The sequence below is a fragment of the Actinomadura sp. NPDC048394 genome (assembly GCF_040651755.1).
Lineage (GTDB): Bacteria > Actinomycetota > Actinomycetes > Streptosporangiales > Streptosporangiaceae > Spirillospora > Spirillospora montaniterrae.
On record NZ_JBEZJL010000064.1, the window covers coordinates 25,542 to 51,412 of the forward strand.

22 protein-coding genes are annotated in these 25,871 nt (G+C 74.8%); 11 read left to right on the forward strand and 11 right to left on the reverse strand.

Annotation, left to right across the window (positions count from 1 at the left end):
- Position 1: 1 nt before the first annotated feature.
- On the forward strand, positions 2-1,408 hold the full coding sequence (locus AB0C78_RS36325) for an MFS transporter (RefSeq protein ID WP_360757109.1): 1,407 nt from the start codon (positions 2-4) through the stop codon (positions 1,406-1,408).
- A gap of 18 nt (positions 1,409-1,426) precedes the next feature.
- Here AB0C78_RS36325 and AB0C78_RS36330 read toward each other — a convergent pair whose 3' ends face one another.
- The 3 genes from AB0C78_RS36330 to AB0C78_RS36340 all read right to left on the reverse strand — a co-directional run bounded on the left by AB0C78_RS36330 (position 1,427) and on the right by AB0C78_RS36340 (position 4,932).
- Entirely contained in the window at positions 1,427-2,116 is a 690-nt protein-coding gene (locus AB0C78_RS36330) for a TetR/AcrR family transcriptional regulator (RefSeq protein ID WP_360757112.1), read from the reverse strand.
- Positions 2,117-2,179: 63 nt separating this feature from the next.
- Positions 2,180-3,358 (reverse strand): acyl-CoA dehydrogenase family protein, encoded by a 1,179-nt coding sequence (locus tag AB0C78_RS36335; RefSeq protein ID WP_360757115.1) that lies wholly within the window; start codon positions 3,356-3,358, stop codon positions 2,180-2,182.
- 17 nt (positions 3,359-3,375) lie between these two features.
- The gene (locus tag AB0C78_RS36340) at positions 3,376-4,932 is read right to left on the reverse strand and encodes an AMP-binding protein (protein WP_360757118.1); all 1,557 of its coding nucleotides are present in this window, start codon (positions 4,930-4,932) and stop codon (positions 3,376-3,378) included.
- A 115-nt stretch (positions 4,933-5,047) separates the two neighbouring features.
- On the opposite strand from AB0C78_RS36340, the gene AB0C78_RS36345 reads away from it, so the two are divergent.
- The gene (locus AB0C78_RS36345) at positions 5,048-5,644 is read left to right on the forward strand and encodes a TetR/AcrR family transcriptional regulator (protein ID WP_360757120.1); all 597 of its coding nucleotides are present in this window, start codon (positions 5,048-5,050) and stop codon (positions 5,642-5,644) included.
- 165 nt (positions 5,645-5,809) lie between these two features.
- Positions 5,810-7,102 (forward strand): SLC13 family permease, encoded by a 1,293-nt coding sequence (locus AB0C78_RS36350; RefSeq protein ID WP_360757123.1) that lies wholly within the window; start codon positions 5,810-5,812, stop codon positions 7,100-7,102.
- A 34-nt stretch (positions 7,103-7,136) separates the two neighbouring features.
- Here the strand turns inward: AB0C78_RS36350 and AB0C78_RS36355 are convergent, their stop codons facing one another.
- The 3 genes from AB0C78_RS36355 to AB0C78_RS36365 form a co-directional block, all read right to left on the reverse strand.
- Positions 7,137-7,970 (reverse strand): SAM-dependent methyltransferase, encoded by an 834-nt coding sequence (locus AB0C78_RS36355; protein WP_151544453.1) that lies wholly within the window; start codon positions 7,968-7,970, stop codon positions 7,137-7,139.
- A gap of 87 nt (positions 7,971-8,057) precedes the next feature.
- A complete protein-coding gene (locus AB0C78_RS36360; RefSeq protein WP_192809139.1) occupies positions 8,058-8,267 on the reverse strand; it encodes a DUF397 domain-containing protein in 210 nt (69 codons plus the stop codon).
- A complete protein-coding gene (locus tag AB0C78_RS36365) occupies positions 8,264-9,121 on the reverse strand; it encodes a helix-turn-helix transcriptional regulator (protein ID WP_151544454.1) in 858 nt (285 codons plus the stop codon). The genes AB0C78_RS36360 and AB0C78_RS36365 overlap by 4 nt, the downstream gene beginning before the upstream one ends.
- Positions 9,122-9,343: 222 nt before the next feature.
- Here AB0C78_RS36365 and AB0C78_RS36370 point away from each other — a divergent pair, with 222 nt between their 5' ends.
- Entirely contained in the window at positions 9,344-9,862 is a 519-nt protein-coding gene (locus tag AB0C78_RS36370; protein ID WP_360757127.1) for a hypothetical protein, read from the forward strand.
- Between the two features lie 133 nt (positions 9,863-9,995).
- Here the strand turns inward: AB0C78_RS36370 and AB0C78_RS36375 are convergent, their stop codons facing one another.
- Together AB0C78_RS36375 and AB0C78_RS36380 are read right to left on the reverse strand one after the other, a co-directional pair.
- Positions 9,996-10,643 (reverse strand): nitroreductase family protein, encoded by a 648-nt coding sequence (locus tag AB0C78_RS36375; protein ID WP_360757129.1) that lies wholly within the window; start codon positions 10,641-10,643, stop codon positions 9,996-9,998.
- Positions 10,640-11,443: an FCD domain-containing protein gene (locus AB0C78_RS36380; protein ID WP_360757131.1), complete on the reverse strand. Its 804-nt coding sequence runs from the start codon at positions 11,441-11,443 to the stop codon at positions 10,640-10,642. The genes AB0C78_RS36375 and AB0C78_RS36380 overlap by 4 nt, the downstream gene beginning before the upstream one ends.
- A 168-nt stretch (positions 11,444-11,611) precedes the next feature.
- On the opposite strand from AB0C78_RS36380, the gene AB0C78_RS36385 reads away from it, so the two are divergent.
- Positions 11,612-12,985 carry a gluconate:H+ symporter gene (locus AB0C78_RS36385; RefSeq protein WP_360757134.1) on the forward strand — a complete coding sequence of 458 codons (1,374 nt, stop codon included), beginning with the start codon at positions 11,612-11,614 and terminating at the stop codon, positions 12,983-12,985.
- A gap of 7 nt (positions 12,986-12,992) precedes the next feature.
- Here the strand turns inward: AB0C78_RS36385 and AB0C78_RS36390 are convergent, their stop codons facing one another.
- Positions 12,993-14,393 carry a HAMP domain-containing sensor histidine kinase gene (locus tag AB0C78_RS36390; protein ID WP_360757137.1) on the reverse strand — a complete coding sequence of 467 codons (1,401 nt, stop codon included), beginning with the start codon at positions 14,391-14,393 and terminating at the stop codon, positions 12,993-12,995.
- Between the two features lie 34 nt (positions 14,394-14,427).
- Entirely contained in the window at positions 14,428-15,105 is a 678-nt protein-coding gene (locus AB0C78_RS36395; RefSeq protein WP_360757140.1) for a response regulator transcription factor, read from the reverse strand.
- A 113-nt stretch (positions 15,106-15,218) separates the two neighbouring features.
- On the opposite strand from AB0C78_RS36395, the gene AB0C78_RS36400 reads away from it, so the two are divergent.
- Entirely contained in the window at positions 15,219-15,857 is a 639-nt protein-coding gene (locus AB0C78_RS36400) for a PepSY domain-containing protein (RefSeq protein ID WP_360757143.1), read from the forward strand.
- Between the two features lie 58 nt (positions 15,858-15,915).
- Here the strand turns inward: AB0C78_RS36400 and AB0C78_RS36405 are convergent, their stop codons facing one another.
- Complete coding sequence (locus AB0C78_RS36405; RefSeq protein WP_360757145.1) at positions 15,916-16,701, reverse strand: SDR family NAD(P)-dependent oxidoreductase; 786 nt, start codon at positions 16,699-16,701, stop codon at positions 15,916-15,918.
- 563 nt (positions 16,702-17,264) lie between these two features.
- Between AB0C78_RS36405 and AB0C78_RS36410 the strand changes: the two genes are divergently transcribed.
- The 5 genes from AB0C78_RS36410 to AB0C78_RS36430 are packed head-to-tail and all read left to right on the forward strand — an operon-like array spanning position 17,265 to position 25,856.
- Positions 17,265-19,439: a DUF4407 domain-containing protein gene (locus AB0C78_RS36410; RefSeq protein ID WP_360757147.1), complete on the forward strand. Its 2,175-nt coding sequence runs from the start codon at positions 17,265-17,267 to the stop codon at positions 19,437-19,439.
- On the forward strand, positions 19,436-20,182 hold the full coding sequence (locus AB0C78_RS36415; protein ID WP_360757150.1) for a 4Fe-4S single cluster domain-containing protein: 747 nt from the start codon (positions 19,436-19,438) through the stop codon (positions 20,180-20,182). The genes AB0C78_RS36410 and AB0C78_RS36415 overlap by 4 nt, the downstream gene beginning before the upstream one ends.
- Positions 20,179-21,552, forward strand: a complete 1,374-nt coding sequence (locus AB0C78_RS36420) for a hypothetical protein (RefSeq protein WP_360757153.1) — start codon at positions 20,179-20,181, stop codon at positions 21,550-21,552. The genes AB0C78_RS36415 and AB0C78_RS36420 overlap by 4 nt, the downstream gene beginning before the upstream one ends.
- Positions 21,542-24,055: an AAA family ATPase gene (locus AB0C78_RS36425; RefSeq protein ID WP_360757156.1), complete on the forward strand. Its 2,514-nt coding sequence runs from the start codon at positions 21,542-21,544 to the stop codon at positions 24,053-24,055. Before AB0C78_RS36420 ends, AB0C78_RS36425 begins: the two co-directional genes overlap by 11 nt.
- Positions 24,042-25,856 (forward strand): hypothetical protein, encoded by a 1,815-nt coding sequence (locus AB0C78_RS36430; protein ID WP_360757158.1) that lies wholly within the window; start codon positions 24,042-24,044, stop codon positions 25,854-25,856. The genes AB0C78_RS36425 and AB0C78_RS36430 overlap by 14 nt, the downstream gene beginning before the upstream one ends.
- Positions 25,857-25,871: the final 15 nt, after the last annotated feature.

The window sequence follows — 25,871 nt, forward strand, 5'->3', positions numbered from 1 at the left end:
CATGAGCGGCGGCGGGACGGGCGGCTTCGCGTGGCGCCCGCTGATCGCGGTCAGCTTCGGCTGGTTCATGGTGATCGTGGACGCGACGATCGTGAACGTCGCGCTGCCGCGCCTCGGCCGCGAGTTCGGCGCGTCGGTGTCCGGCCTGCAATGGGTCGTCGACGGGTACACGGTGGTGTTCGCCGGGCTGCTGCTGTCGGCGGGCTGGCTCGGCGACCGGTTCGGCGGCCGGCGGGTCTTCCAGGCGGGCCTCGCGCTGTTCGTCCTGGCGTCCGCGGCGTGCGGGTTCGCGACCGGGCTGGACGCGCTCGTCGGCGCGCGCGTCGTGCAGGGCGTCGGCGCCGCGCTGCTGGTGCCGTCGTCGCTCGCGCTGCTGCAGGGCAGCTACGGGGACCGCCGCAGCCGGGCCCGCGCGATCGGCGTCTGGGCGATGGTCGGCGGGTTCGCGTCGGGGGCGGGGCCGCTGCTCGGCGGGCTGCTGACGGCCGGGCTCGGCTGGCGCTGGATCTTCTTCGTGAACGTCCCCGTCGGGATGGCCGGGATGCTGCTCACGGCCCGCTGGGTGCGCGCCGGCGCCACCGGCCGCACCGGCGGACGGTTCGACGTGCCGGGCCAGGTGTCCGGCGCCGTCGCGCTGCTGTCGCTCACCGCGGCGATGGTGCGGGCGGGCCGGGCCGGCTGGGGCGACCCGCTCGTCGTCGGCGGGTTCGCGCTGTTCGCCGCCGCGACCGCGGTGTTCGCCGTCACCGAGACGCGGGTGCGGGCGCCGATGCTGCCGCCGTCGCTGTTCCGCAGCCGCGAGCTGACCGCGGCGACGGCCGTCGGCGGGCTGATGAACCTCGGCTTCTACGGGCAGCTGTTCGTCCTGACGCTCTACTTCCAGCAGGTCCGCGGCTACACGCCGCTGCAGACCGGCCTGGCGCTGCTGCCGCAGACCGGCGTCATCGCGTTCGGGTCGTGGCTCGGCGGGCGGGTGACGGCGCGCGGCGGCCCGCGCCTCCCGATGGTCGCGGGCATGGCGGCCGGCGCCGCCGGGTTCCTCGCCCTCACCATCGCGACCCGCTCGATCCCGTACGCGGCGCTCGTGGCGCCGATGATGGCGACCGGGTTCGGGATCTCGTTCACGATGCCCGCGGCGACCGCGGCGGTCGTGGAGGGGGCGCCGCCGGGACGCACCGGCATCGCGTCCGGAACGCTCAACGCCGCGCGGCAGGTCGGCGGCGCCGTGGGCATCGCGCTGCTCGGCGCGTTCATCGCCGGGGGCGCGGCGCACTTCACCGCCGGGATGCGCACCGCCATGCTCGTCGCGGCCGCCGCGTACGCGCTCGGCGCGCTGCTCGCGCTGTCGGTCCCCCGCGGCGTCCGCGGCGACGCCGAGGAACGCGACATGGCGGAATCCCGCCGCTGACCCGCGATCAGGCCGGGGTCAGGACGAGGCGTCCGGAACCGGCCGGTGCCCGAACGCCCCGGCCTCCCACAGCGTCCGGACGTTCCGGACGAGCGGCGGGCCGACCGCCCGCAGCGCGTCCAGGTCGTTGTCGGCGACCGCGTTCGTCACCAGCGTGCTGGTCGCGGCGACGATCATCCGGCAGGTGAAGCGGCCCGCGTCGTCGCGCACGCCGAGCAGGTCGGCGAGCACATCGGTGATCATGTTCTGCAGGTCGGCGCGCCGCCGGATCGCCTCCGGCCCGGCGGCGTACACCTCGATCAGGAACAGCCGGGTGTAGGGCAGCTCGATGGCGAGCGCCTCCAGGTAGGCGGTGAAGCCCTGCTCGAAACGGTCCATCGCGTCGCCCGCCGCGCCCCCCGCGCCCGCCGCCGGGCGGCCCGCGTCGTCCGCGCCGATCATCTCGAGCAAGTGCTGCACGAGCAGCTCCCGCGCGACGTCGAAGGCGGCCATGAAGCAGTCGAGCTTGCTGTCGAACACCTGGTAGAAGCTCTGCCGCGACACCCCGGACCGCTGGAGGACGTCCGCCACCGACGTGGCGACGTACCCCTTCTCGGCCATCACCTCGGCCATCGCGGCGCACAGCCGCGACCGCTGGATGCGTTCCACTTCCTCGGGTGACAGCGCCGAGCGCCCCCTGGGCAGCCGGCGCGGCGATGAGTCCGACACGCGTTCACCTTATGTCCACCCAGCCCTGACGTGCCCGTACACCACCACGGACGGCCCCGGTCGCTACGGGAGCAGGGCGAGGCCCTTCGCGATGCCGTTGCGCTGGATCTCGGACGTCCCCGTCAGCACTCGGAACATCCGGACCTTCCGGAACAGGTACTCGATGTCGTTGCCCTGCGTCAGCCCCTCCTTGCCGTGGATCTGGACGGCCTCGTCGAGGATGGAGAACGCCGTCTCGGCGACGAACAGCTTGCACATGAACGCCTCCAGCCGCGGCGGCGTGCCCGCGTCGAGGTCGGCGAGCGCCGCGTACGTCATGGAGCGGGCCGCGTAGAAGCCGGTCGCCATGTCGGCGAGCTTGTGCTGGATGGCCTGCAACTGCATCAGCGGCCCGCCGTTGACGACCCGGGTGCGCGCCCGGTCGAGGGTGAGCCGGAGGGCGCGCCGCGTCATGCCGAGCAGCGTCGGGCAGTGCAGCAGCCGGTTCACCGTGACGCGGCCGAGGCCGATCCTCATGCCGTCGCCCTCGGCGCCGATGAGGTTCGCGGCCGGGACGAAGCAGTCCTTGAGGATCACGTCGCTCTCGATGTGCTCCCCGGACATCGGCGTCGCGCCGTCCACCACCTCGCACCCCGGACCGTCGAGGTCGACGATGAACGCCGAGAACGACCGCTCGGTGCCGTCCATGCGGGCGATGACGATCGCGAAGTCCGCGACGGGACCGGCGCTGCTGAACACCTTGTGCCCGGTGAGCCGGTACCCGTCGCCGTCCCGGACGGCCGTCGTGCTCATCGCCCGGACGTCGGATCCCGCGTCGGCCTCGGTGAGCGAGAAGCAGCAGGCCCGCTCGCCGCGCGCGACCGGCAGCAGGTAGGTGCCGAGCTGGTGCGGGGTCGCGACGCGGAAGACGTCGCCGGCGCGCAGCGGCCCGCCCATCTCGCCGAGCACGCTGTGCCCGAGGACGCGCCCGGCCGCCGCGACCTCCTCCTTCAGCGCGGCGAGCCGGGTGTGGGTGAGGCCCTGCCCGCCGAACTCCGGCGCCAGGTGGATGCCGTAGAAGCCGAGTTCGCGGCTGCGCCGCCACACCGGTTCGAGGAGCGCGCGGCTGATCGGGGTCGTCCGGTCGACGCCGTGCTCGCGCTCGTAGTCGGCGAGCTCGCCGTCGAGGTAGCCGCGCAGCCGCTCGACGAGCGCGGCGAGTTCCGGGTCGCCGTCGTAGGACGGCCGCAGGGAGAAGGTCATCGGGGTCTCCAGAGGGGTCAGTTGACGGCCCGGTCGGCGCCCGCCCAGAACGGCGCGCGGACCGCCCTGCGGTCGACCTTGCCGTTGCGGTTGTGCGGCAGCGCGTCGACGAGGTCGACGGTGCGGGGCTTCTTGAACCGGTCGAGCCGCTCGGCGCAGAACGCGATCAGCTCGCCGCCGCTGACGGCGCCGGGCGCGGACGGCACGACGACCGCCTTGACCGCCTCGCCCCACCGCTCGTCCGGGACGCCGACGACGCAGACCTCGCGGACGCCCGGATGCTCGTACAGCACCGCCTCGACCTCGGTGCTGTAGATGTTGAAGCCACCCGAGATGATCATGTCCTTCTTGCGGTCGACGATGAACAGGTAGCCGTCCTCGCGCATCCACGCCAGGTCGCCGGTGTGCACCCAGCCGTCGCGGAACGTCGCCGCGGACAGCTCCGGCTCCCGCCAGTACCCGGTGACGCAGTCCGGGCCGCGGACGACGATCTCCCCGATCTCGCGCGGCGGCAGCTCGCCGCCGTCCTCGTCCACGATCCGGATCTCCGAGTCGTAGGCGGCCCGGCCGCAGGACGCGAGCAGCTCGGGGTCGTTCTCCACCGCGTCCGCGATCTCTGCGCTGTTCAGCCCGGCGACGACGCTGGTCGTCTCGCCGAGCCCGTAGCCCTGCGCGACGATCGGGCCGAACGCCGCGACGGCCTCGCGGAGCCGGCGCGGCGAGACGGGGGCGCCGCCGACCCGCAGGCTGGTCAGGCTGGACAGGTCCCGCTCCGCGAACCCGGGGTGCGCCATCAGCATCGTCAGCATGGTCGGCACCATGAACGTCGCGGTGATCCGCTCCCGCTCGACGGTGTCCAGGAACGCCCCGGCGTCCCACGCGGGCAGGATGTGCGCGGTCGCGCCGCCGAACACCCCGGCGAGCAGGCCCATCCCGGCGGCGTGCGTGATCGGGCCGCACGCCAGGTAGCGGTCGCCGGGCCGGGGCCGCGACTCGTCGCTCATCAGCTGCTTGCGCATGTTCGCGAGCCGGTTGCCGAACGTCTGCGTCGCCGCCTTCAGCGCGCCGGTCGAGCCGGACGTGAAGTTCAGGACGGCCGCGTCGGACTCGGCGACCTCGACGCACACGCGGTCGCCGGTCCCCTCGGCGAGCAGGTCGCGGTAGGCGAGGACGTCGCCCGCGTCGCCGTCGTACTGGACGGCCAGGCAGCCGGTGCCGGCGGCCTCCAGCGCGGCGAGCGCGTCACCGCGGTGCGCCGCGTCGAACAGCAGGGCCCGGACGGGCGCGTAGCCGAGGATGTGCCCGATCTCCGCACGGCCGAGCCGCGCGTTGATCGGCGCCCTGGTCAGCCCCGCCTTGTACAGCGCGAACTCGGTGACGACCAGCTCACCGCGGTTCCACGCCAGGCTCGCGACCGCGTCGCCGGGCCGCAGCCCGCGCGCGACGAGCGCGGCGGCGAGCCGGTTCGCCTCCGCCTCCAGCTCCCGGAACGTCCAGACCTGCTCGCCGCACACGACGGCGCGCTCGTCCGGCCAGTACCGGGCGCTGCGCGTGAGGTAGATCCCCAGGTTCATCCGCGTCCCCCAAGTTAACGAACTGAATGAAAGTTTCCATACAGACTGTTCATTTACTGAGGAGCTGTCAAGAGTTCTCTATGCTGGGACGCTCCGGACGGGTGGAGGCGAGTCGATGGCCGAGGACAGGCGGACCAGGCGGACGAGGCGGGCACTGCGCGACGCCCTCGTGAGCCTGGTCCTGGAGCGCGGATACGCCGCGCTGACCGTCGACGACATCACCGGCCGCGCCGACATCGCGCGCGCCACCTTCTACAGCCACTGCCGCGACAAGGAGGACCTGTTCACCCAGGTCGCGCAGGACCTGCTGAAGGAGCTCGGGCAGCGGCTGCAGCCCGCCGTCGCCGGGTCGCCGGTCGGGTTCACCGGCAAGCCCGTGCTGGAGCTGTTCCGGCACGCCGAGGAGGAGCGCGACCTCTACCGGATCATCCTGCGCGGCGAGGGCGACGGCCGGCCGCTGCGGCTGTTCACCGACGTCTTCGTCGCGCGGACCACCGGCGAGTTCCGCGACCGCGCCGACCGCAACGACGTCCGCCCGCGCATCGACCCCGAGCTCCTCGCGCGGGCCTGGGTCGGCGAGCAGGTCGCGGTGCTGCGCTGGTGGCTGGAGCACGACGTGCCGCCCATGCCCGCCGAGGAGGTCACCCGGATGCTGCTCGACCTCGCCGTCCACGGCCGCTACTGGGCCAGCGGCTTCGACCTCCCGGCCTGACCCGCGCCGCCCTCCGCCGGTCCCGCGACGCGGGACCGGCTTCTTCATGCCCGCCGTCCCGCGCCCTTGATGCCTCCGACGGTGTGACGTATATTACCGGGCACTTCGCACGTTAATGAACAAGTTGTTCACTAACTTGCGCGCACCTACCCGGGAGAACTGACCATGTCCGGTCCCGAAGTCCTGTCGCTCGTCCTGCTGGTGGCGGTGTTCGCCCTGGCCCTCTGGCGGGACGTCAACGTGGGGCTCGTCGCGATGCCCGCGGCGTTCCTCCTCGGCCGGGTCGCCGGCGTCCCGAAGGAGCAGATCCTCGCGGGCTTCCCCGCCGGGATCGTCGCGCTGATCGTCGGCGTGATGTACATGTTCGGCCACGCCCAGCGCAGCGGCGCGATCGACCGGGTCGTGCACGGCATCGTCCGGATCTCCGGCGGCCGCGACTGGATCCTGCCGTGGAGCCTGTTCGCCGTCGGCGCGGTGCTCAGCGGCATCGGCACGCTGCCGAGCGCCACCGTCGCGATCGTCCTGCCGGTCGCGATGCGGGTCGCCCGCAACAGGGGCATCGACCCGGTGCTCATGGCGATCGTCGCGGCGCACGGCGCCGGCGCCGGCGGCTTCTCCCCGATGTCCCCGTGGGCCGCGATCATCGAGTCGCTCGCCGCCAAGGCGGGCGTCCACTACTCGCCGGACCTGCTGTTCCTCGGGCTCGCCGGGTTCGACGTGCTGAGCACGGCGGTCTTCTTCTTCGCGCTGGGCGGCCTCGGCCTCGTCCGCCGCGGCCGGACGAGCGGTGACGGGGGCCCGAGTGCGGACGCAGACGCGGACGCCCGTCCCCTCGAGGCCGTGCAAGGCGCCTCGCGCATCACCCCGTACGAGATCGGCTCGCTCGCGGGCCTCGGCTTCTTCGTCCTCGGGGTGCTCGTCCTCGACCTGAACATCGTGTTCGCCGCGTTCGCCGTCGGCCTCGTCCTGCACCTGGCGTTCCGGCCGGACGGGCGCCGGGTCGTCGCCGACATCCCGTGGGGCGTCGTCATGCTGACGATCGGCGTCCTCGTCTACGTCGGCGACCTGGAGGCGACCGGGACGCTGAAAACGATCTCCGGGCATCTCGGCGGCATCGGGGCGCCGGTCGTGGCGGCGCTCGCGATCGCCTACGTCGCGGCGCTGTTCGCGACCGTGGAGTCATCGACCGTCGCGGTCCTCGGCGTGGTCGTGCCGCTCGCCGCCGCGGTGCTGCCGCACCAGACGTCCGCCCAGTTCACGGCGCTGCTCATCGCGGTCTGCGGCACCATCGGCGGCGTCGCGATCAGCCCGCTGCACCTCGGCGGCGGGCTCGTCCTCGCCAGCGTGGACGACGGCGACCACGCGCGGGTGTTCCGCTGGCTGCTCGGCTGGTCGGTGGGCGCGGCGATCGTGCTGCCCGCGCTGCTGATGCTGCTGCCGATCTCGCTCGGGCTCTGACGGGCCGCCGCCGGCGCGGGGGCGGGCGGGTGGGTCAGGGCTTGCGGGCTACGCCGGCGGGGATCCAGGTGTGCGACGGGTCGACCTCGGCCGGGTTCTTGCTGCCCCAGACGTCGACGTAGGACAGGCCGGGCTTGGCGTCCTCGTGCGGCGGGAGGTACTCCCAGCCGTCGAAGAACCGGTCGATCTCCGCGAACGTCCGGAAGTTCAGCCGGGCGGTGACGTTCCGGTAGACCTCGTTGAACCGCTCGATCTTGTCCGGGCGCTGCCCGTCGGCGGTGACGTGCGACAGGGCGAGATAGCTCCCGGACGGCACCGCGTCGAGGTAGCGGCGCAGCAGCGACCACGGGTCCTGCTCGGGGTTCACGAAGTGCCAGATGGCGACGTGCATGTACCCGACGGGACGGGAGAAGTCGATGAGCCGCCGCACCTCGGGGTCGTCGATGACGGACGCGGGGTCGGCGATGTCGGCGTCGACGTAGGCGACGTTCCTCTCGCCGCTCCGGCGCAGCATGTCCCGCGACATGTCCAGGACGACGGGGTCGTTGTCGACGTAGACGACCCGCGCGTCCGGGTGGACGACCTGGACGACCTCGTGGGTGTTCCACGCCGTCGGGATGCCGGAGCCGAGGTCGATGAACTGGTCGACGCCCGCGCGCGCGATGACGCCCGCCGCGCGCTGCAGGAATATGCGGTTGGCCTGCGCCATGTAGTGCAGTTCCGGGACCTTCTCCTGGAGTTTTCGGGCGGCCTCCTCGTCCGCCGGCGTGTGGTGCCGGCCGTTGAGGAAGTAGTCGTAAATGCGTCCCGCCGAAGCGACACCGGGACCGCTTTTCAATGCGCCCTTGGGGTGGGGGTAGGTGTCCATCGTGTTCCTTGGGCAGAGGTCGGGGGAAAGGGGAGAAGGACACCCGGCACAAGGGCCGCCGGGTGCCCTTCGTCCGCCTTCAGGCGCTCACAGGTCGAAACGGCCCGCCTTCACCTGCGCGGCGAATGCGCGCCATGTCTCGCTGCCGAACACCAGCGTTCCGCCGTCGCGGTCCTTGGTGTCGCGGACTCCGATGACCCGGGCGCCGCCGCCGACTTCCACGCAGGCGTCCTGCGCGGCGTTCGACCGCGACGATTTCCGCCAGGTTCCGGGGGCGATCAGATCACGATTCGTCATTGCGGGGCTATCCTTTCCATCATCTTCTCGAGGAACTCCGTCGTCTGTTTCGGGGTCAGCGCCTTCGCCTGGAGCCAGGCCCAGACCTGCTCGTAGCGGGCGACGGCCGCGCCGGTCTCGACCCGGCTGCGCCCGGTCACCGAGCCCTCGACGAACACCCCGGCGCTGATGACCTCCGAGTCGAAGTCGAAGGCCATGAAGGAGCCGAGCGCCGGGTGCGGGCCGGCGCTGAACGGCATCACCTGGATGGTCACGGCGGGCGGCGGGACGAGCAGCCGCGCGATCTGCGCGCGGCGCAGCGCCGGGCCGCCGGGCATCCGCGCCAGCGCGCTCTCGTCGATCATGAAGACGGCCTCGCGGACGGCGCCGCCGAACACCTCGGCCTGCCGGCCCATCCGCAGCTCGACGCCGGAGTCGACGCGGGGCGGCGAGACGCTGGGGTCGACGGCCTGGATGACCTGCCGGGCGTATTCGGGCGTCTGCAAGAGCCCCGGAATTGCGGTCAGGTCCCAAGCGCGAATCCGGACGGCCGCCATCTCCATGCCGAGCAGTTCGGCGGTGGCGTCGGGCCAGTCGCCGCTGCCGTTCCACCAGCCCGGCCGGCTCGCCCGTTCGCGCAATTCTTCTAGTTCGTCCTGTTTGTCGGACGGGACTCCGTAATGCGCGCACAGCCCGCGCAGGACGAGCACGCTGGGCGTGACCTCGGCGTTCTCCCATCGCCGCACGGTCTGCGGATGCACGCCGAGATCGCGCGCGATCGACGTCACCGACTCACCGGACGCCTTGCGGGCATTCGCGAGCGCATTGCCGAGCAGCCAGCCCGACAGCACCGGCCCGTCGTCACCCGGAGTCATGCTCCCGTGTCTACACCGGGGTCATCACACCATGCAACCCGCATAATGCAGCTTTTGCCGACCGCCCCCGCGCTCCGACGCAAACGATCATTCCGTGATCAACGCCATGTCAATTGACATGAAGCGCTTGACACACTGCTGCACGCGTAGGACCGTCTTTCGCAGGGAGTCAGCGTCGCGCGACCTGGCTGTCAGACTCCGCCACCGGTCCCGGGAGCCCGCATGACGATCTCCGCACCCGCCAGGCCCCCGCACCCGGACACCGCCGGCCGTGCAGGGGAGCCGGGCGGCCGCGCGGACGCCGGCCCCGGCGACGCGGACGACGCGGACGGCGCGGAGGACTACGCGCGCCGGCTCATGTCCCGCCTCCACGCCCTCGGCCTGCGCACCTCCGGCCCGTGGGAGGCCGGCTCCTGGGAGAGCGAGCCGTCGCCGATGGCGGTCTCGGCGCAGTGCGTGCAGGTCGAGCCGTACGTCGGGCGCACCGTCTGGCTGCTGCCGCCTCCCGGCGGACCGGCCCGCGACGAGCCCGCCGCCCGGGAGCGCCTCTACTGGCACTGGCAGCGGCCCCGCCGCGACCGCAAGGGCCGCCCGATCGCCCGCTGGTTCCAGCCGTTCTGCCCGGCCGCCGACCCCGAGAAGGCCGCCACCGCGATCTCCGAAGCGATCTTCGCCGACGTCCGCAGGCGCCTGCGCGGGCACCGCGCCCACCCGGACCCGGCGGCGCGCCCCGGCCGCTGACGGCCCCGCCACCCTGTCACCCCAGGGCCGCCGGCCCCGGCGGGACCGGCGGGAACGCCCCGTGCCGCGCGGGGCGAGGCTCCCGGCGGGCCGAGGGGGGTCGCCGGTGCCCGCCCCGCGCTGGGGCGCCGGATCACCAGCCGTCGACGTGCAGGACCTCGTCCAGCGGGACGCGCGGCGCCGGGCGGAACGTATCGCCCGTGTAGTAGGCGGTGGGGACGAGCGCGCCCTGCCGCACGTCCGCCGGCAGCCCGAGGACGTCCGCGACCTCCTGCTCGTACGCCAGGTGCAGCGTCGTCCACGCGGTGCCGAGGCCTCGCGCGCGCGCCGCGAGCGCGTAGTTCCACACGGCCGGGAGCAGCGACCCCCACAGCCCGGCCTGGTTGCCGTCCGGCAGCTTCCCGCCGTGCAGCCGCAGGCACGGGATCACCAGGACCGGCACGTCCCCCATGCGTTCGGCCAGGTAGGAGGCGCTGTCGCCGACGCGGCGCTGCACCTCCGCGCGGTCCGGGTCGTCCGCGTACTGCCCCGCGGACGTGCCGCCCGAAGCGGCGTACGCGGCGAACGAGCGCCGGTAGTACTCGCCGATCGCCTTCCGCTTCTCGGTGTCGGTGACGACGATCCAGTGCCAGCCCTGCCGGTTGCTGCCGCTCGGCGCCTGGACGGCGATCTCCAGGCACTCGCGGACGAGGTCCACCGGCACGGGACGGGCCAGGTCGAGGCGCTTGCGCACGGTACGGGTGGTGGTCAGCAGTTCGTCCGGGCTCAGCGGAAGAGTCATGATCCCAGTATCGACGGCGGGGGCGGCGGCGCGGCGCCGGAGGGGCCGGACGCGCCGGAGGGGCCCGGAGCGCGCGAGGCGCCGGAGGCGTCGGACGCGTCGGCGGGGTCGAGCATGGCGCGGGTCGCCTCGTCGACGATGTCGCGCATCGCGCGCTCGGCGGCCGCGGCGTCGCCCGCCTGGACGGCCTGGGCGACCTCGGCGTGCCAGCGGATCGCGGCCGGCTCCGGGCGCGCGGGCATCAGGTGGTGGTGGGTGCGGCCGGCGAGGACGGCGGCGACGACCCCGCTGAGCGCGCCCATCATCTCGTTGCCGGAAGCCTCCAGCAGCGTCCGGTGGAACAGGACGTCCGCCTCCAGGTAGGCCTCCAGGTCGCCGGACTTGCCGTGCACCGCCATCTGCATGACGGCGCCGGTGAGCGTGCCGCACTGGGCGGGCGTCGCGCGGAGCGCCGCGAGGTGCGCCGCGACCGGTTCGAGGCCGCGCCGCAGCTCGCCGAGCTCGCGGAGCTGCTCGTCGCGGCCCGGGCCGTCGAGCCGCCAGGCGATGATCTGCGGGTCGAACAGGTTCCAGCAGTGCCGGGGCGCGACCGTGATGCCGACGCGGCGGCGGCTCGTCACCATCCCCATCGACTCCAGCACCCGGATCGCCTCGCGGACCACCGAGCGGGAGACCCCGAACCGGGCCTCCAGCTGCTCGATCCGCAGCACCTCGCCCGCCGGGGCGGCCCCCGAGGTGATCTGCACGCCGAGCCGGTCGACGACGCTGCCGTGCAACCCGGCCTGGCTGTCTCGCACCATGGCGTCAATCATCACACGATTGCTTCGATGCAGGCACACCGGGATGTCAAAGGTATGTTTTTTCGAGCTGCCCCCTTGATAACGGCTGGTTAATGAGGTGCACTCGGCGGGGTGGCGCGCCCCACCCCCGGGGTTCCCCCAGCCCGCCACCGAGGAGGATGACCCCACATGCACTCGATCGTGCTGGCCGCGGCGCCGCACGCGTCCAGCGGGCGGCTGGTGCCCGCCGCGCTGGCCGGCATCGCGCTGATCGTCGTACTGATCACCTGGCTGAAGGTGCACCCGTTCCTCAGCCTCACCCTCGGCTCGCTGCTGGTCGGGGCCATCGCGGGGCTGCCGATGGCCGACACGGTGAAGAGCTTCGGCAAGGGCTTCGGCGACACCGCGTCCGGCGTCGGCGCGCTGATCGCGCTCGGCGCGATGTTCGGCAAGCTGCTCGCCGACTCCGGCGGCGCCGACCAGATCGTCGACACCATCGTCGGACGGTCCGGGCGGCGCGCGCTGCCCTGGGCGATGGCGCTGGTCGGCGCGCTGATCGGGCTGCCGATGTTCTTCGAGATCGGCCTCGTGCTGCTGATGCCGGTGATCTACCTGGTGGCGCGCCGCTCCGGGCAGTCGATCATCGCGGTCGGCGTCCCGGCGCTGGCCGGGCTGTCGGCGATGCACGGGCTCGTCCCGCCGCACCCGGGGCCGCTCGTCGCGATCGACGCGCTGCACGCCGACCTCGGCGTGACTCTCGGCCTCGGCGTGCTCGTCGCCGTCCCGACCGTCGCGCTCGCCGGCCCGGTGCTGGCCCGCTTCGCCGCCCGCTGGGTGGACGTCGCGCCGCCCGAGCTGTTCACCACCGACAAGGAGGAGGGCGAGGAGGACCGGCGCCGCCCCTCGTTCGCGATCACGCTGGCGACCGTGCTGCTGCCGGTCGTGCTGATGCTGCTCAAGGCGTTCGCCGACATCGTGCTGGACGAGGGCACCGAGGCCTACACCGTCCTCGACAACCTCGGCACGCCGCTGATCGCGCTGCTGATCGCGGTGGTCGTCGCGATGTTCACGCTCGGCCTCGGCGCCGGCATGGACCGCCGGACGATCACCACGACGCTGGAGCGGTCGCTGCCGCCGATCGCCGGCGTGCTGCTGATCGTCGCCGCGGGCGGCGGCTTCAAGCAGACGCTCGTCGACACCGGCATCGGGAAGACCATCGCGGACTGGGTGGACGGCAGCGGGGTGTCCGTGCTCGTCCTCGGCTGGCTCGTCGCGGTGCTGATCCGGCTCGCGACCGGGTCGGCGACCGTCGCGACCGTCACCGCGTCCGGGATCCTCGCCCCGCTCGTCACCGGGCTGAGCACCGGCGACACCTCGCTGCTGGTCCTCGCCGTCGGCAGCGGGTCGCTGTTCTTCTCGCACGTCAACGACGCCGGGTTCTGGCTGGTGAAGGAGTACTTCGGGCTGAGCGTCGGGCAGACGATCAAGTCGTGGTCGCTGATGGAGACGGTGATCTCGGTCTGCGGCCTGGTGTTCGTCCTCGCGCTGAACCTCGCCATCTAGCGGCGCGTCATCTGGCGGCGGGCAGCCACAGGTCGAACGCGGCGCCGCCGCCGGGCGCCTCGCCCGCGGTCAGGTCGCCCCCGTGCGCGCGGGCGACGCCGCGGGCGATGGCGAGGCCGAGGCCCGCACCGCCCTCGTCGCGGGCGCGCGCGTCGTCCAGCCGGACGAACCGCTCGAAGATCCGCTCCCGGTCGGCGGGCGGGACGCCGGGGCCGTCGTCGGTCACCCGCAGCGTCACCCGCCCGCCGGCCGCGGCGAGCGCGACCCCGATCGCGGACGCCGCGTGCCGTTGCGCGTTGTCCAGCAGGTTGCCGAGCACCCGTTCGAGCTGCGCGGCGCTGCCGGACACCTCGAACGTCCCGGTCCCGGTCACCTCGACGGGCACCCGGCCGGTCGCGGCGCGGTGCGCCACCTCCTCCTGGACCAGCTCGCCGAGATCGACCCGGTCGTGGCGGGGCCGCTCCCCCGCGTCCAGCCGGGCGAGGAGCAGCAGGCCCGCCGCCAGGTCCTGGAGCCGGACGACGTCCTGCACCGCACCGTCCACGTCCAGCAGGTGCGGGTGCGCGGCGGCGACCTCCAGCTGGGTGCGCAGCGACGCGAGCGGGCTGCGCAGCTCGTGCGACGCGTCCGCGACGAACCGGCGCTGCCGCTCCACCGACCGCTCCAGCGCGCCGAGCGTCTGGTTCGTCGTGTCCGCCAGCCCCGCCACCTCGTCCCGCGACCCCGGCACCGGCACCCGCCGCGCGAGGTCGCCGGCCGACGTGATCGCCGCCATCTCCGCCCGGATCGCCTCCACCGGACGCAGCGCGCGGCGCGTCACCAGCCACGTCACCCCGCCGACCACCAGCAGCAGCAGCGGCAGCCCCAGCAGCATCGCCCGGGTCACCGACCCGACGGCCTGCGTGGCGAGCCGCGCCCCCGCGTAGACGACGACGGTCCCGCCCGTGGGCGGGGTCGCCTCCACCGCCGCGAACCGGTAGTCGGCCGCGTCGTGGTCGACGGTCGCGCGGCCGCCGGTGTAGCGGACGTCCGTCGAGACCTCGCCGCGCCCCGGATCGTTTCCGTGGTCGTCGTGGTCGTCGTCATCGTCCCTGCCCGTGGGCGCCGCCGACGGCGTCACCGACGACGACCCGGTACCGCTGATCGCGTTCAGGTCCTTGGTGACCGCGAGGACCCGGCCGTGCTCGTCGACGACCTGCACCGGATGGTCCCCGGAGTCGGGCAGGTCCAGCCGCGCCGCCGGCGTCCCCAGCGCGATCTGCGCCGCGACCTCCCGCGCGACGACCTCCGCCTGCAGATCGGACTGCTTCGTCAGGCTCCCGCGCAGGATCAGCAGCACCGCCAGCCCGGCCGCGACCAGCGCGACCGCCACCACCGCCGTCGCGGCGAGCGCCGCACGCGACCGCACGGACGCGAACGGCCGCCTCCTCCCGCCCGGCACGTCAGCCGCCGTCGGTGCTCAGCCGGTAGCCCGCGCCCCGCACCGTCGTGATCGACCGGCGGCCGAACGGCGCGTCCAGCTTGCGGCGCAGCGCGCTGACGTAGACCTCGACGATGTTCGGGTCGCCGTCGTAGGCGAAGTCCCACACGTTCTCGATGATCTCCGTCTTCGGCACCACCCGGCCCGCGTTCACGGCCAGGTGCTCCAGCACGGCGAACTCCTTCGCGGTCAGCTCGACCTCGTCGTCGCCGCGCCGGACCGTCCGGGACGCCGGGTCCACCCGCAGGTCGCCGAGCACGATCTCCGGTGCGCCGCCGCGCGTCCGGCGGCGCAGCAGCGCGCGGATCCGGGCCAGCAGCACCACGTAGGAGAACGGCTTGGTCAGGTAGTCGTCGGCGCCGGTGTCCAGGCCCTCCGCCTCGTCGTACTCGCCGTCCTTGGCGGTCAGCATGAGGATCGGCACCTCGGACCCGGCGGCGCGCAGCTCCGCGCAGACCCGGTAGCCGTTCAGGCCGGGCAGCATGATGTCCAGGACGACCAGGTCGTAGTCGCCCTCGGTCGCCCGGTGCAGGCCGGTGACGCCGTCGTGCGCGACGTCCACCGCGAACCCCTCGGCCGCCAGCCCGCCGGCCAGCGACCGCGCGAGCCGCCGCTCGTCCTCGACCACCAGCAGCTTCATGCCTCCAGCCTGCCAGAACGCACCTGAAGCGCTCTTCAGGAAGCTTCAGCGTCCCTTCAGCATCGGTCCCGCAGGGTGGTGGACGTCCGCTACTCCATCCGACGGGGAGAACGATGAAGCCCGACTTCCGCACGTTCCTGACCGGCCGGCGCCTGCTGGTCGCCGGCATCGCCGCCGCGGCCGTCGCCGCCGGGACGGCCGGCACCGCCCTCGCCGCGGGCCACGGCGACGACGACCGTCCGGCGAAGGCCCCCGCCGTCACCGCAGGCCAGGCGATGGGCGCCGCGCTGAAGGCGGTCCCCGGGACCGTCGGCGAGGCCGACCTCGACGACGGCGCCTGGGAGATCGACGTCCTCACCGGCGGCGGCGCCTGGCACGAGGTGACGGTCGACGCCTCCAGCGCCAAGGTCACCGCCGACCGGACCGGCCGCGGCTCCGACGCCGCCGAGGCGCAGGGCCTGAAGAACAGCAAGGTCACCGCGCAGCAGGCCGCCGCGACCGCGCTGAAGACCACCGCCGGGGCTGTGACCTCCGTGGAGCTGGAGCATGAGGGCGCTCAGCCCGCGTGGGAGGTCGAGATCGCCGGGCAGGACGGCGCACAGCACGAGCTGCTCGTCGACGGCGCCGCCGGCACGGTCACGAAGAACGAGACCGAGCACGAGGACCACGGCAAGAAGGAGGACGACGGCAAGCACGAGGACGGCAAGCACGACGACCACGGCGGCCACGGCGACCAGGACGACGACGACTGATCCCGCCCGCCATGCCCGCCCCGGGGCGCCGCGCACCGCGCGCGGCGCCCCCGGCGTCTCAGAGCATGATCTTGCCGCCGGCGATGTCGAGGGTCAGGCCGGTGAGCCAGGACGACTGGGCCGAGGCGAGGAACAGGGCGGCGGACGCGACGTCGCCGGGCTCGCCCATGCGGCCGAGCGGGTGGGTCGCGGCGACGAGGTCCTGCATCTCCCGCGGCATGTACCGCTCGGTGCGCTCGGTGCGGATCGCGGCGGGGGCAACGCAGTTGACGCGGACGCCCTGCCCGCCGACCTCGGCGGCGACGTGCCTGGTCAGCGCCTGGATGCCGGCCTTCGCCGCCTCGTAGGCGACCGGCGCGCCCCACGGGTTGCCCGTCTCCCGGCCGCCCGCGGTCGGCAGGTTCGACGGCGTCCGCCCCGCCGACGACGACGTCGTGACGATCGAGCCGGCGCCGCGCTCCTGCATGCCGGGCAGGAAGCTCTTCAGGGTGAGGAAGGTCGCGGTGAGGTTGCCGTCGACGACCGAGTGCCATTCCTCCTCGGTCATGGCGGCGGTCGGGCCGGGGCGGGCGATGCCGCCGCCGGCGAAGGCGCACAGCACGTCGGCGGGGCCGAGGTCGGCCTCGACGCGGCGGCGGGCGTCCTCGATGGCGGCGAGGCTGGTGACATCGGCGACGACGCCGATGCCGCCGGTCTCCTTGGCGACCTCGTCGAGGGCACCCGAGTCGCGGCCGAGCACCGCGACCCGGGCGCCCTCCGCGGCGAACGCGCGTGCGGTGCCGGCGCCGATGCCGCGCGATCCGCCGGTGATGACGACGACCTTGCCGTTGAGCTCGGGGTACATCGGAGCCTCCCTGACTGAGTGTGCGCTCATTCCGAGTTTGAGTGAGTACTCACTCATTGTCAAGCGGGCGCGCGTCCGGGCGACGTCGTCCTCGATCCGCAGGAACCTGGTCATCCCTCCATTCGACGCCCGTCCCGCCCCGGCCGCAACGGCCCGCCGGCGCCCCGGACACGCCCTGCGGAAGCCCGAAACCGGTCATCTACGGCCGATTGCGGCCACTTTTCCCATCTGTGTCAGGGGACTCACAAGCTCCTCGAGATAACTGCCAGTATTTGACGAACCCTCTCGGTAAGGGATGCGTCACAACTGAAAGCCGGTGGCATCGCGGTCCGCGCTGCCGTCCGGCCGATGTCCGGCGGACCGGTGGCCCGAACGCCACGGCGGAGGTGCGAATGGCGTGGGAGGACGAGCCGGGCGGGCACCCGCGCCCCCCGTCCGGAGGCATGCGCGGCCACCGCGCACCGGACGGGTACGGCGATCCGGGAGGGGTCCCGCCGCCGGGGGTGTCCGATATCGGGGTGCCGATACCGGAACCAGCGGACGAACGGGGCGCGCGGCCGGCCGTGCCGCATCCCCGCGTCGCGCCGCCGCACGCCCGCGCCGCCGTGCGGGCGCCGGACGGCCCCGTCGAGGACGTCGACGAGCGCGCCGAACCGCTGCGCGAGGCCGCGCTCCGGCGGCGCGCGCCCGGCCGCCTGCGCGCGCTGCTGCGCCCGAACCCCCCTCCCACCGCGGACCGGATCCCCCCTGTTCCTTCGAGCGGGCCCCTCCCCCCGACCGGGCCCGTCCCCCCGACCGAACGTCCAGTGAGGGCCGAGCACATGACCGAAGCGAGCACGCCGCCCCCGCCGCCCGCCCCGCGCGGCGGGACGCGGTTCTCCCCGCTGCTGTGGGCGTCCGGCGTCAACCGCGACATCCTCCGGCAGTCCCCCACCGACAAGACCCGCTTCCAGGGGCTCGGCAGCGTCGTGATCTTCACGGCGGCGCTGGCCGGCGCGTCGATGGCGGCGGCGCTGCACATCGCGCTGAAGGCCCCGTGGCCGGTGATCGTGCTGCTGACGGCGGGCTGGTTCCTCGGCATCCTGTCGCTGGACCGCTGGCTGGTCGCGTCCATGACCCGGACCACCAGCAAGTGGGGCGTGGTGTTCCTCGCCCTGCCCCGGCTGGCGCTCGCGCTGCTGTTCGGGTTCGTGCTGTCGATGCCGATCGTCCTGCAGATCTTCGCGCCGGAGATCTCGCAGGAGGTCAACGTCCTGCACGCCGAGGCGGAGTCGAGGTACCAGGCGCAGACGGCCGACGACCAGGTCGGCAAGCGCATCGCCGCGCTGGAGAAGCGCAAGCAGCAGCTCGAGGCGCAGATCACCTCCGGCGGCCTGCCCGCGACGCCGGACGCCGACCCGACGCTCAAGCAGCTCCAGGACAAGCGCGACCAGCTGCAGAAGGAGCTGGAGCAGCGGCGCGAGAAGCTGACCTGCGAGCAGCTCGGCAAGTGCGGGACGGGCCGCGCCGGCCTCGGCCCCGAGGCCCGCAAGCGCATCCAGGACTACAACGACACCAAGCGCGACTTCGACACCGCCGACACCCAGCTCAACAACTACCTGGCGCAGCTGAAGACCAAGGGCGTCCAGGACGCGCAGAACGAGCTGAACGGGCAGGGCGGCGCCGAGGGCGTGACGGCCGAGCTGACGCGGCTGAAGAAGCAGCAGTCCGCGCTGCAGGCCCAGCACGCGGCCGACACCCGCAAGTCCGACGGGATGGCGCTGCGGCTGGAGGCCCTCAACCGGCTGTCGCAGAAGAACGGGACGATCGGCACCGCGCACCTGTTCGTCACGCTGATGTTCATCGCGATCGAGCTGCTGCCGGTGCTGGTGAAGATGATGCAGATCCTCGGGCCGCCGACCGTGTACGACGACCTCGTCGCGGCGCACGAGCGGGAGAACCGGGAGACCGGCGCGCACCTCGCCCGGCGCGACGCGGACGTGGCGCGGGTCCGCGCCGCCGACGACGTCAAGTACGCGGGACTGGTGTACGACGCGCGCCGCGCGATGCTGGAGAGCCTCGCGCAGCGGACGGCGATGGCGGAGGGCGAGGTCGGCGAGGCGGCGCTGGAGGAGTGGAAGCGGCGCGAGATGGCGCGGATCCCCGCCGACCTCGACCGGTACGTCCGGACGGAGCCGGGCTACGGCGCTCCGCCGGCGTCCGCGTCCCCGGGCGGGTTCGGGTCCGGGTCCCCCGGCGGGCTCGGGTTCGATCCGCCGGTGCGGCCCGCGAACCCGGGCGGGATCGCGTTCGACCCGCCGGTGCCGCCCGGGAACGGCGGGTTCCCGGCGGGCCGTCCGGCGCCGTCGGGGGGCGGCGGTTTCGCGGGCGGCGGGCCGTCGAACGTCCGGGTGATGAACGGCCGGCCCGGCGACCCGTACGGCGGCGGCGCGCCGGGCGGCGGCGCGAGCGGCGATCCGGCGCCGTTCGGCGGCGCGATGCCCTTCGGCGCCGACCCGCACCGGGGCGCCCCGGAGGCGGGCGGCGGCCCCGCGCCCTTCGGCGGGAACCCGAACGGCAACGCGGCGCCGTACGGAGGCGGAAGCCCCCTCGGGTTCGGCGGCGGGCGGGCCGGGGGCGCGCCGCAGCCGTCGCGGTTCGGGCCGTCCGGCCCCGAGGGGCATGACGCCACCCGCCGGTCGCGCCGGGACCAGCTCCTCGGGCCGCTGACGAACTGGTGGCAGGGCCGGCGCCGGTGATCAACGTGGCGGAGACGTGCGTCGGGACGCGGGCGCTCGGGCCGGGGCTGCGCTCGGTGGTCTGGGTGCAGGGCTGCCCGTTCCGCTGCCGGGGCTGCGTCGCGCCGGACTGGATCCCGTTCCGGGAGGCCCGCCGGGTCGCGCCGGACGAGCTGGCGGACGAGCTGCTGGCCGACCCGGACGTCACCGGCCTGACGCTGTCGGGCGGGGAGCCGATGGAGCAGGCGGCCGGGCTGGCGGACCTGGTCCGGGCGGCGCGCGCGAGGCGCGAGCTGTCGGTCATCTGCTTCACCGGGTACCGGCGGGCCGAGCTCGCGGGCCGCGCGGAGGCCGCGGCGCTGCTAGCCGAGGTGGACGTGCTGATCGACGGCCGGTACGTGGCGTCCCGCAACGACGACCGGGGCCTGCGCGGCAGCGCGAACCAGCGCGTCCACCACCTGACGGGCCGGCTCGCGGGCGCGGCGGAGGAACTGGCGGGCGGTCCGCGCCGCGCGGAGGTGCGGGTCCGCGGCGGGGAGGCGCTGCTGGTCGGCGTGCCGCCCCGCGCGCTGTCCGAGGGCTTCGCCCGCGCCCGCGAAGGCACCGCCCGCGAAGGCACCGCCCGCGCGCGCGAAGGCACCGCCCGCAAAGGCACCGCCCGCGCGCGCGAAGGCACCACCAGGGGGCCCGGCGGCGGCACGGGCGGGGGCGAAGGCTTCACCGGCACGGTACGCGAGGGAACGAGCGGCGAGGAGTCCCGATGAGCGGCGCGAAGGTGATCTCGGTGGACGCGGCGGCGTGGCGGGACGCGCAGGCGTCCGCCCGCGACCTGGCGAAGGTGCGGCGGGACATGCCGCGCCTGCTGCGGCAGGTGGAGCGGGCCGCGCGCGACGACGTGGAGCGCGTGCGGCAGGAGGCGGCGGCCCGGCAGGACGGCACCGACCGCGCGCTCGCCGACCTGAGCGAGCACGCGAAAAAGCTGGAGGACGAGACCAGCCGGCGGCTGCGCAAGCACGGCAGGCAGCTGGCGGAGGGCCGCAAGCAGCTCGCCGAGCAGGGCGAACGGCTCGCCGCCGAGATCGCCCGGGAGCGCGCGGAGCGGCGCGCCGGGCTCGCGGCGGTGGACGCGCGGGTCGGCGAGCTGCGCGGCGAGAGCGACGCGGCGGCGGAGGCGGCGCGGCGGCTGTTCGGCGACGCGCGGACGATGCACGACGCGATCCGCGACACGCTGCCGCACGACCGGTTCGCGCCGGGCCGGCTGGAGCGGCTCGCGTCCCGGCTGGACGTCGCGCGCGGGAACCTGGAGGCGCACGCGGCCGGGTACTCGCTGAGCCAGGTGCAGGACCTCTACCTCGACCTGAGCGAGCTGCGCGCGGACGTCGAGCGGCTCGCGCTGGAGTGGGAGGCGCTCCGCGCGGAGGCCCTCGCCGCGCTGCGGACGGTCGCGGCGACGATCGAGGACAACGCGGAGCGTCCGATCGCGGAGGCCGACCCGGGCGTCGTCCTGGACGTCGACCACTGGACGGACGGCGGGCTCGGCGCGCTGCGCGACGAGGTGGCCCGGCAGGTCGACGCGGTCGCCGACCCGGACTGCCCGCTCGACGCCGCCGAGCTGCGCGCGCTGATCAGCGAGGCGGCGCCGGAGTACGAGGGGCGGCTGGACGCGCTGGTCGAGCGGGCCGCGGAGCGGATCGTCGCGTCGCAGCTGCGGGTGAACGTCGCCGAGCAGGTGGTGGCGGTGCTGGAGGGGCAGGGGTTCGCCTGGTCCGGCAACACCTACGCGGCCGGGGACGAGCGGCGCGCGTTCTTCAGCCGGCTGCGGCACCGCGCGGACGGCGGCGAGGTCGTGGTGGAGGTGGCGCCGGACGGCGACGGCCCCGGTTTCACGCTGCGGATCCTGTCGTACGAGGACGATCCGGACGAGGCGGCGCGGCGGGAGCGGTCGGCGGCGGTGAGCCGGGCGCTGCGCGCGGAGGGCCTGGACGCGGGCGACCCGGCGGAGGACGCCGCCGGGCCCGACCCGGCGCTGCGCGACTTCGCGGCGCTGTCGCGTCCGGCGGCCCGGGACGAGGCCGGCGAGAGCCCGCTGGTGAAGCGGGCCGGGGTGCGCGCCCGAGGGGCCGATGAGCGCTGAACCGGCCCCCGTCGACTCCGCCGAGGCGGTGCCCGAGCGGCTGCTGGCGCTGCGCGACGCGGCGCGCGAGGGCGAGTCGGTGCTGCTGCTGTACGGTCCGGGCGTCAAGGACGCGTTCGTGGACGGCCTGTACCGGCAGCACGATCTCGGCAGCGCGGTGTGGGAGGCGCTGCACGACGCCGGCTACGAGCGCGTCGTGTTCTTCTCGCTGGACGCGACGCTGACCGTCCGGGACGCGGCGTCGCGGCGCCTGCCCGCCGACCCCGAGGCGGGCGAGCGGCCGGACGGCGACGCGTCGGTGATGCGGCCGGGGTTCAGCGGACCGCTCGGCCGCCGCCGGCTGCGGCCCGCGCCCGCCGCGCCGGCGCGGGCGGAGAGCCGCGCGATGTCCGGCGCGTTCGCGGTGCGGATGCTGCGCAGCCTGATGCTGGACGAGTCGACGCCGACGGCCGTCGTCGTCGAGCAGCTGGAGGTGCTGGAGCGCTGGCAGGAGGCGCGGGCGCCGTTCGCGGCGGCGCTGGAGCGGTGGCTGGAGTTCCGGCCGGGCAGCCGCAACATCTGCGTGCTGGTGTTCGGCGGGGCGTCGCTCGCGGAGGTCCGCGCGTTCGCCGAAGGCAGCCGCGACCTGCCCGGGCTGGTGCAGGTGGTGCAGGCGGAGGAGCGGCGCCCGGCGCGTCCGGGGCTGCTGCGGCCGCCCGGCGAGGCGGAGCTGACCCGCCTCGTGCACCGGCTGCGGATCCAGCGGAACCTGCGGATCGCGGACTGGACGCGGCTCGCCGGAACGGTCCGGGCGATGGCGGCGCAGGACGTCCCGCTGGAGACGTGGGAGCGGCGGCTCGGCCGGCGGATGGCGGCGGAGGGCACGCCGCTCGGGCAGGAGCAGCTGCACCGGTACGGCTGGATCGCCGCGACGGTCGCTGACGGCGACGTGATGCGGCGGCTGGACGAGCTGGTCGGGCTGGAGCCGGTGAAGCGGCACCTGGAGGGCCTGCGGTACCGGCCGCCGGCGGGCGTCGAGCCGGTGTCGCACCACCTGGTCTTCACCGGCAACCCGGGCACGGGCAAGACGACGGTCGCGCGGATCGTCGGCGACCTGTACCGGGAGCTCGGGATCCTGCGGCACGGCCGGGTCCGGTCGGTGCGGGCGAGCGACCTCGTGGCGGGGTTCGTCGGGCAGACGGCGATCCGGACCCGCGAGGTGATCGACGAGGCGCTCGGCGGGGTGCTGTTCATCGACGAGGCGTACGAGCTGAGCGACCAGGCGGACGAGTTCGGCCGGCAGGCGATCACCGAGCTGCTCGCCCGGATGGAGGACGACCGCGCCGAGCTGGTGGTGATCGTCGCGGGCTACCCGGACGAGATGCGGGAGTTCCTCGACAGCAACTCGGGGCTGCGCAGCCGGTTCCCGCACGAGAACGTCATCGCGTTCCCCGACTACGGGCCGGCGGAGCTGGCGGAGATCGCGGCGCGGCAGCTGCGGCCGATGGGGATGGCGTGGGGCGAGGGGTTCGAGACGGCGCTCGGCGAGGCGGTCACGGAGCTGCACCGCACCCGCGACCGGGGGTTCGGCAACGCCCGCGCCGTCCGGGACGTCACGCAGGAGACGGCGGCGCGGTGGGCGCGGCGCGTGAAGGACGACCGCGACCTGCCGCTGGAGCCGCGCGACCTGCCGGAACGGCTGCGCCGCGACGCGCGCCCCGCGCCGCGCGACACCGCGGAGCTGCTCGGCGAGCTGAACGCGATGATCGGGCTGGCGCCGGTGAAGCGGAGCGCGGACGTCCTGGTGAAGCGGCTGCGGCTGCGCCGGCTGCGCGGGCAGGGCGAGGTCGTCGCGCCGAACCTGCTGTTCATCGGCCCGCCCGGCACCGGGAAGACGACGGTCGCGCGGCACTTCGGCCGGATCTTCAAGGAGATGGGGCTGCTGGAGCGCGGGCACGTCGTGGAGACGGGCCGGTCGCGGCTGGTCGCGTCCTACGTCGGGCAGACCGCGCCGCTGACCCGGCGGGCCGTGGAGCGCGCGCTCGGCGGGGTGCTGTTCATCGACGAGGCGTACGCGCTCACCTCCGGCGGCGACAACGACTTCGGGCAGGAGGCGATCGACACGCTCGTCGAGGAGATGGAGCGGCACCGCGGCCGCCTCGCGGTGATCGCGGCGGGCTACCCGGAGCCGATGCGCCGGTTCGTCGCGGCCAACGACGGGCTCGGCTCCCGGTTCGGCGAGACGATCGAGTTCCCCGCCTACGGGGTGGACGACCTGCTGGAGATCCTGCGGTCGATGGCGGAGCGGCAGGCCTACGAGCTGGACCCGGCGACGCTCCCGGCGGCGCGGGCGTGGCTCGACGGAGCGGCGCGGCGGCCCGGGTTCGGCAACGGCCGGACCGTCCGCCGGCTGCTGGAGCGGATGGAGGCGCGGCTCGCCGAGCGGGTCGTGGACCGCCCGGACGCGGACGCGCGGATGCTGAACCTGCTGCTGCCGGAGGATGTGCCCGATGACCTCGGCTGACCGCTGCCCGCTCTGCGCGGTGCCGATCGACGCCACGGCGGTGAACGCGGCGGCGACGCGGCAGGACGTGCGGTGCGCGGCGTGCGGGTGGACGCTCGCCGGGCCGTGGCGCCCCGGCCGCGCCGACCGGGCCGCGGCGGAGGCGGCGCTGTCGGCGGCGCGGCTGGAGTTCGACCTGCGGGCCGCGGCCCGCGCCGGCGACGACTGGCTCCCGTACGCCGCCCACCTGCGGGGAAGGCCGACGGAGGCGCAGTGGCAGGAGGCGCGGCGGGAGGTCGCCGCGCTGCGGGAGGCGGCCCGGCCGCCGTTGGCGGCGGTGCTGGACGCGCTCGGCCCGCACCGCGCGCTCGTCGTCGTCGCCGTGGAGGACGCCGGGGTCCGGCTGTTCGTGACGGGCGGCGTCCCGGCGGCGGGCCCGCTCGGGTTCCGCGAGCTGGCGGCGGTGCCGTGGCCGGCGCTGCTGCCGGGCCTGCCGTCGGACCCGGTGCACCGCAGGTTCCAGCTCGCGGGCGGGCCGTCCGGCATCGACCCGGCGTGGGCGGAGGCGACGATCGGCGGCGCGGCCGGCGACCTCGTGCGGCGGTACTGCACGTCCGTCGACACGGCGGTGATGTCGGGGCTGCCCGGCATGCCGTTCCCGGACGCGGTCGTGCGGGCGTTCACCGACCTGCTGCCGGACGTCCGGATCGCGGCGGGCGAACCGGACGCGGCGGCGCTGCTCGAGCGGGTCCTCGCGGAGCGGCCGATCGCCCTGTCCTACGGGCTGGCGGCGCTGCGGTCGCGGCCCGGCGACGGCGCCGCCGAGGTCGTGCGGCTGCCGCTGTTCCCGGCGGGCGCGCGGGCCGGCGACGAGGCGGAGGTGCGGGTGCGCCGCCCGCCCGGCCCCGACCAGGAGACCGCGCTCGCCGTCGTCACCTGGGACGACCCGCCGGAGCCGGTCCGGATCGTGTCGGCGCGGATGCCGCGCGGCGCGGCCGGGCTCGTCCGGGTGGCGCTCGACGGCCCGGGCCGGCTCCGGTTCCTCGAACCGGACACGGTGGACGCCGACGCCCCCGCCTGGCCGGACCTGCTGCGCCGCGTCCCGCGGCGGCTGCCCGCCGCCGCGTTCGCGACCGAGCTGGTCTGCGTGCTGGAGCTCGGCGGCCGCGCCGAGACCGCCCGCCGCCGCCGCGACCTCGTCGCGGACCTGCTCGAACTGCTCGGCGACGAGCTGGGCGGCACCGCCCGCGTCGCCGTCGTCGGCCACCTGGACCATCCGATCGACCCGAAGCACAAGAACCGGGACGTGGTGTCCGGCGGGCCGCTGCAGCCGGCCGACGACGCCGCCCGCACGCTCGCGGACCTGCCATCCCCGCCGTCCGGGCCGTTCGGCGCGCGCGCGGCGCCGCTGGAGGACTCCCTCGACCGGGCCGCCGCGCTGCTGAACGGCCCCCGCGACGGCCGCGCCCGGATCCTGCTCACCGTCGCGGGCCGCCCGCCGCACCCCGGCAGCGGGCACGGCGACGTGATCCGGCCCGTCGAGCCGTGCCCGCACCGGCTGAACTGGCGGCAGTCCGTCGCGCAGCTGGAGGCGTCCGGGGTGCGGCTCATCGCGGTGACCGACGCGCCCGCCCCGAAGAGCACGCCGGGGCAGGGCGTCCCGGGGCAGGACGGCCGCCGCCGCGACGCCCCGGAGTGGGCGGTGCTCGGCGCCGCGCACCGCACCGACCTCGACTCCGCCGACGCCGCCGGGCTCGCCAAGGTCCTCGGCGTCCTGCCCGACGGCGACGCCCCGCCGCTGCCGTTCCCCCTCGTCCCATGACCCCGACGACCCGCG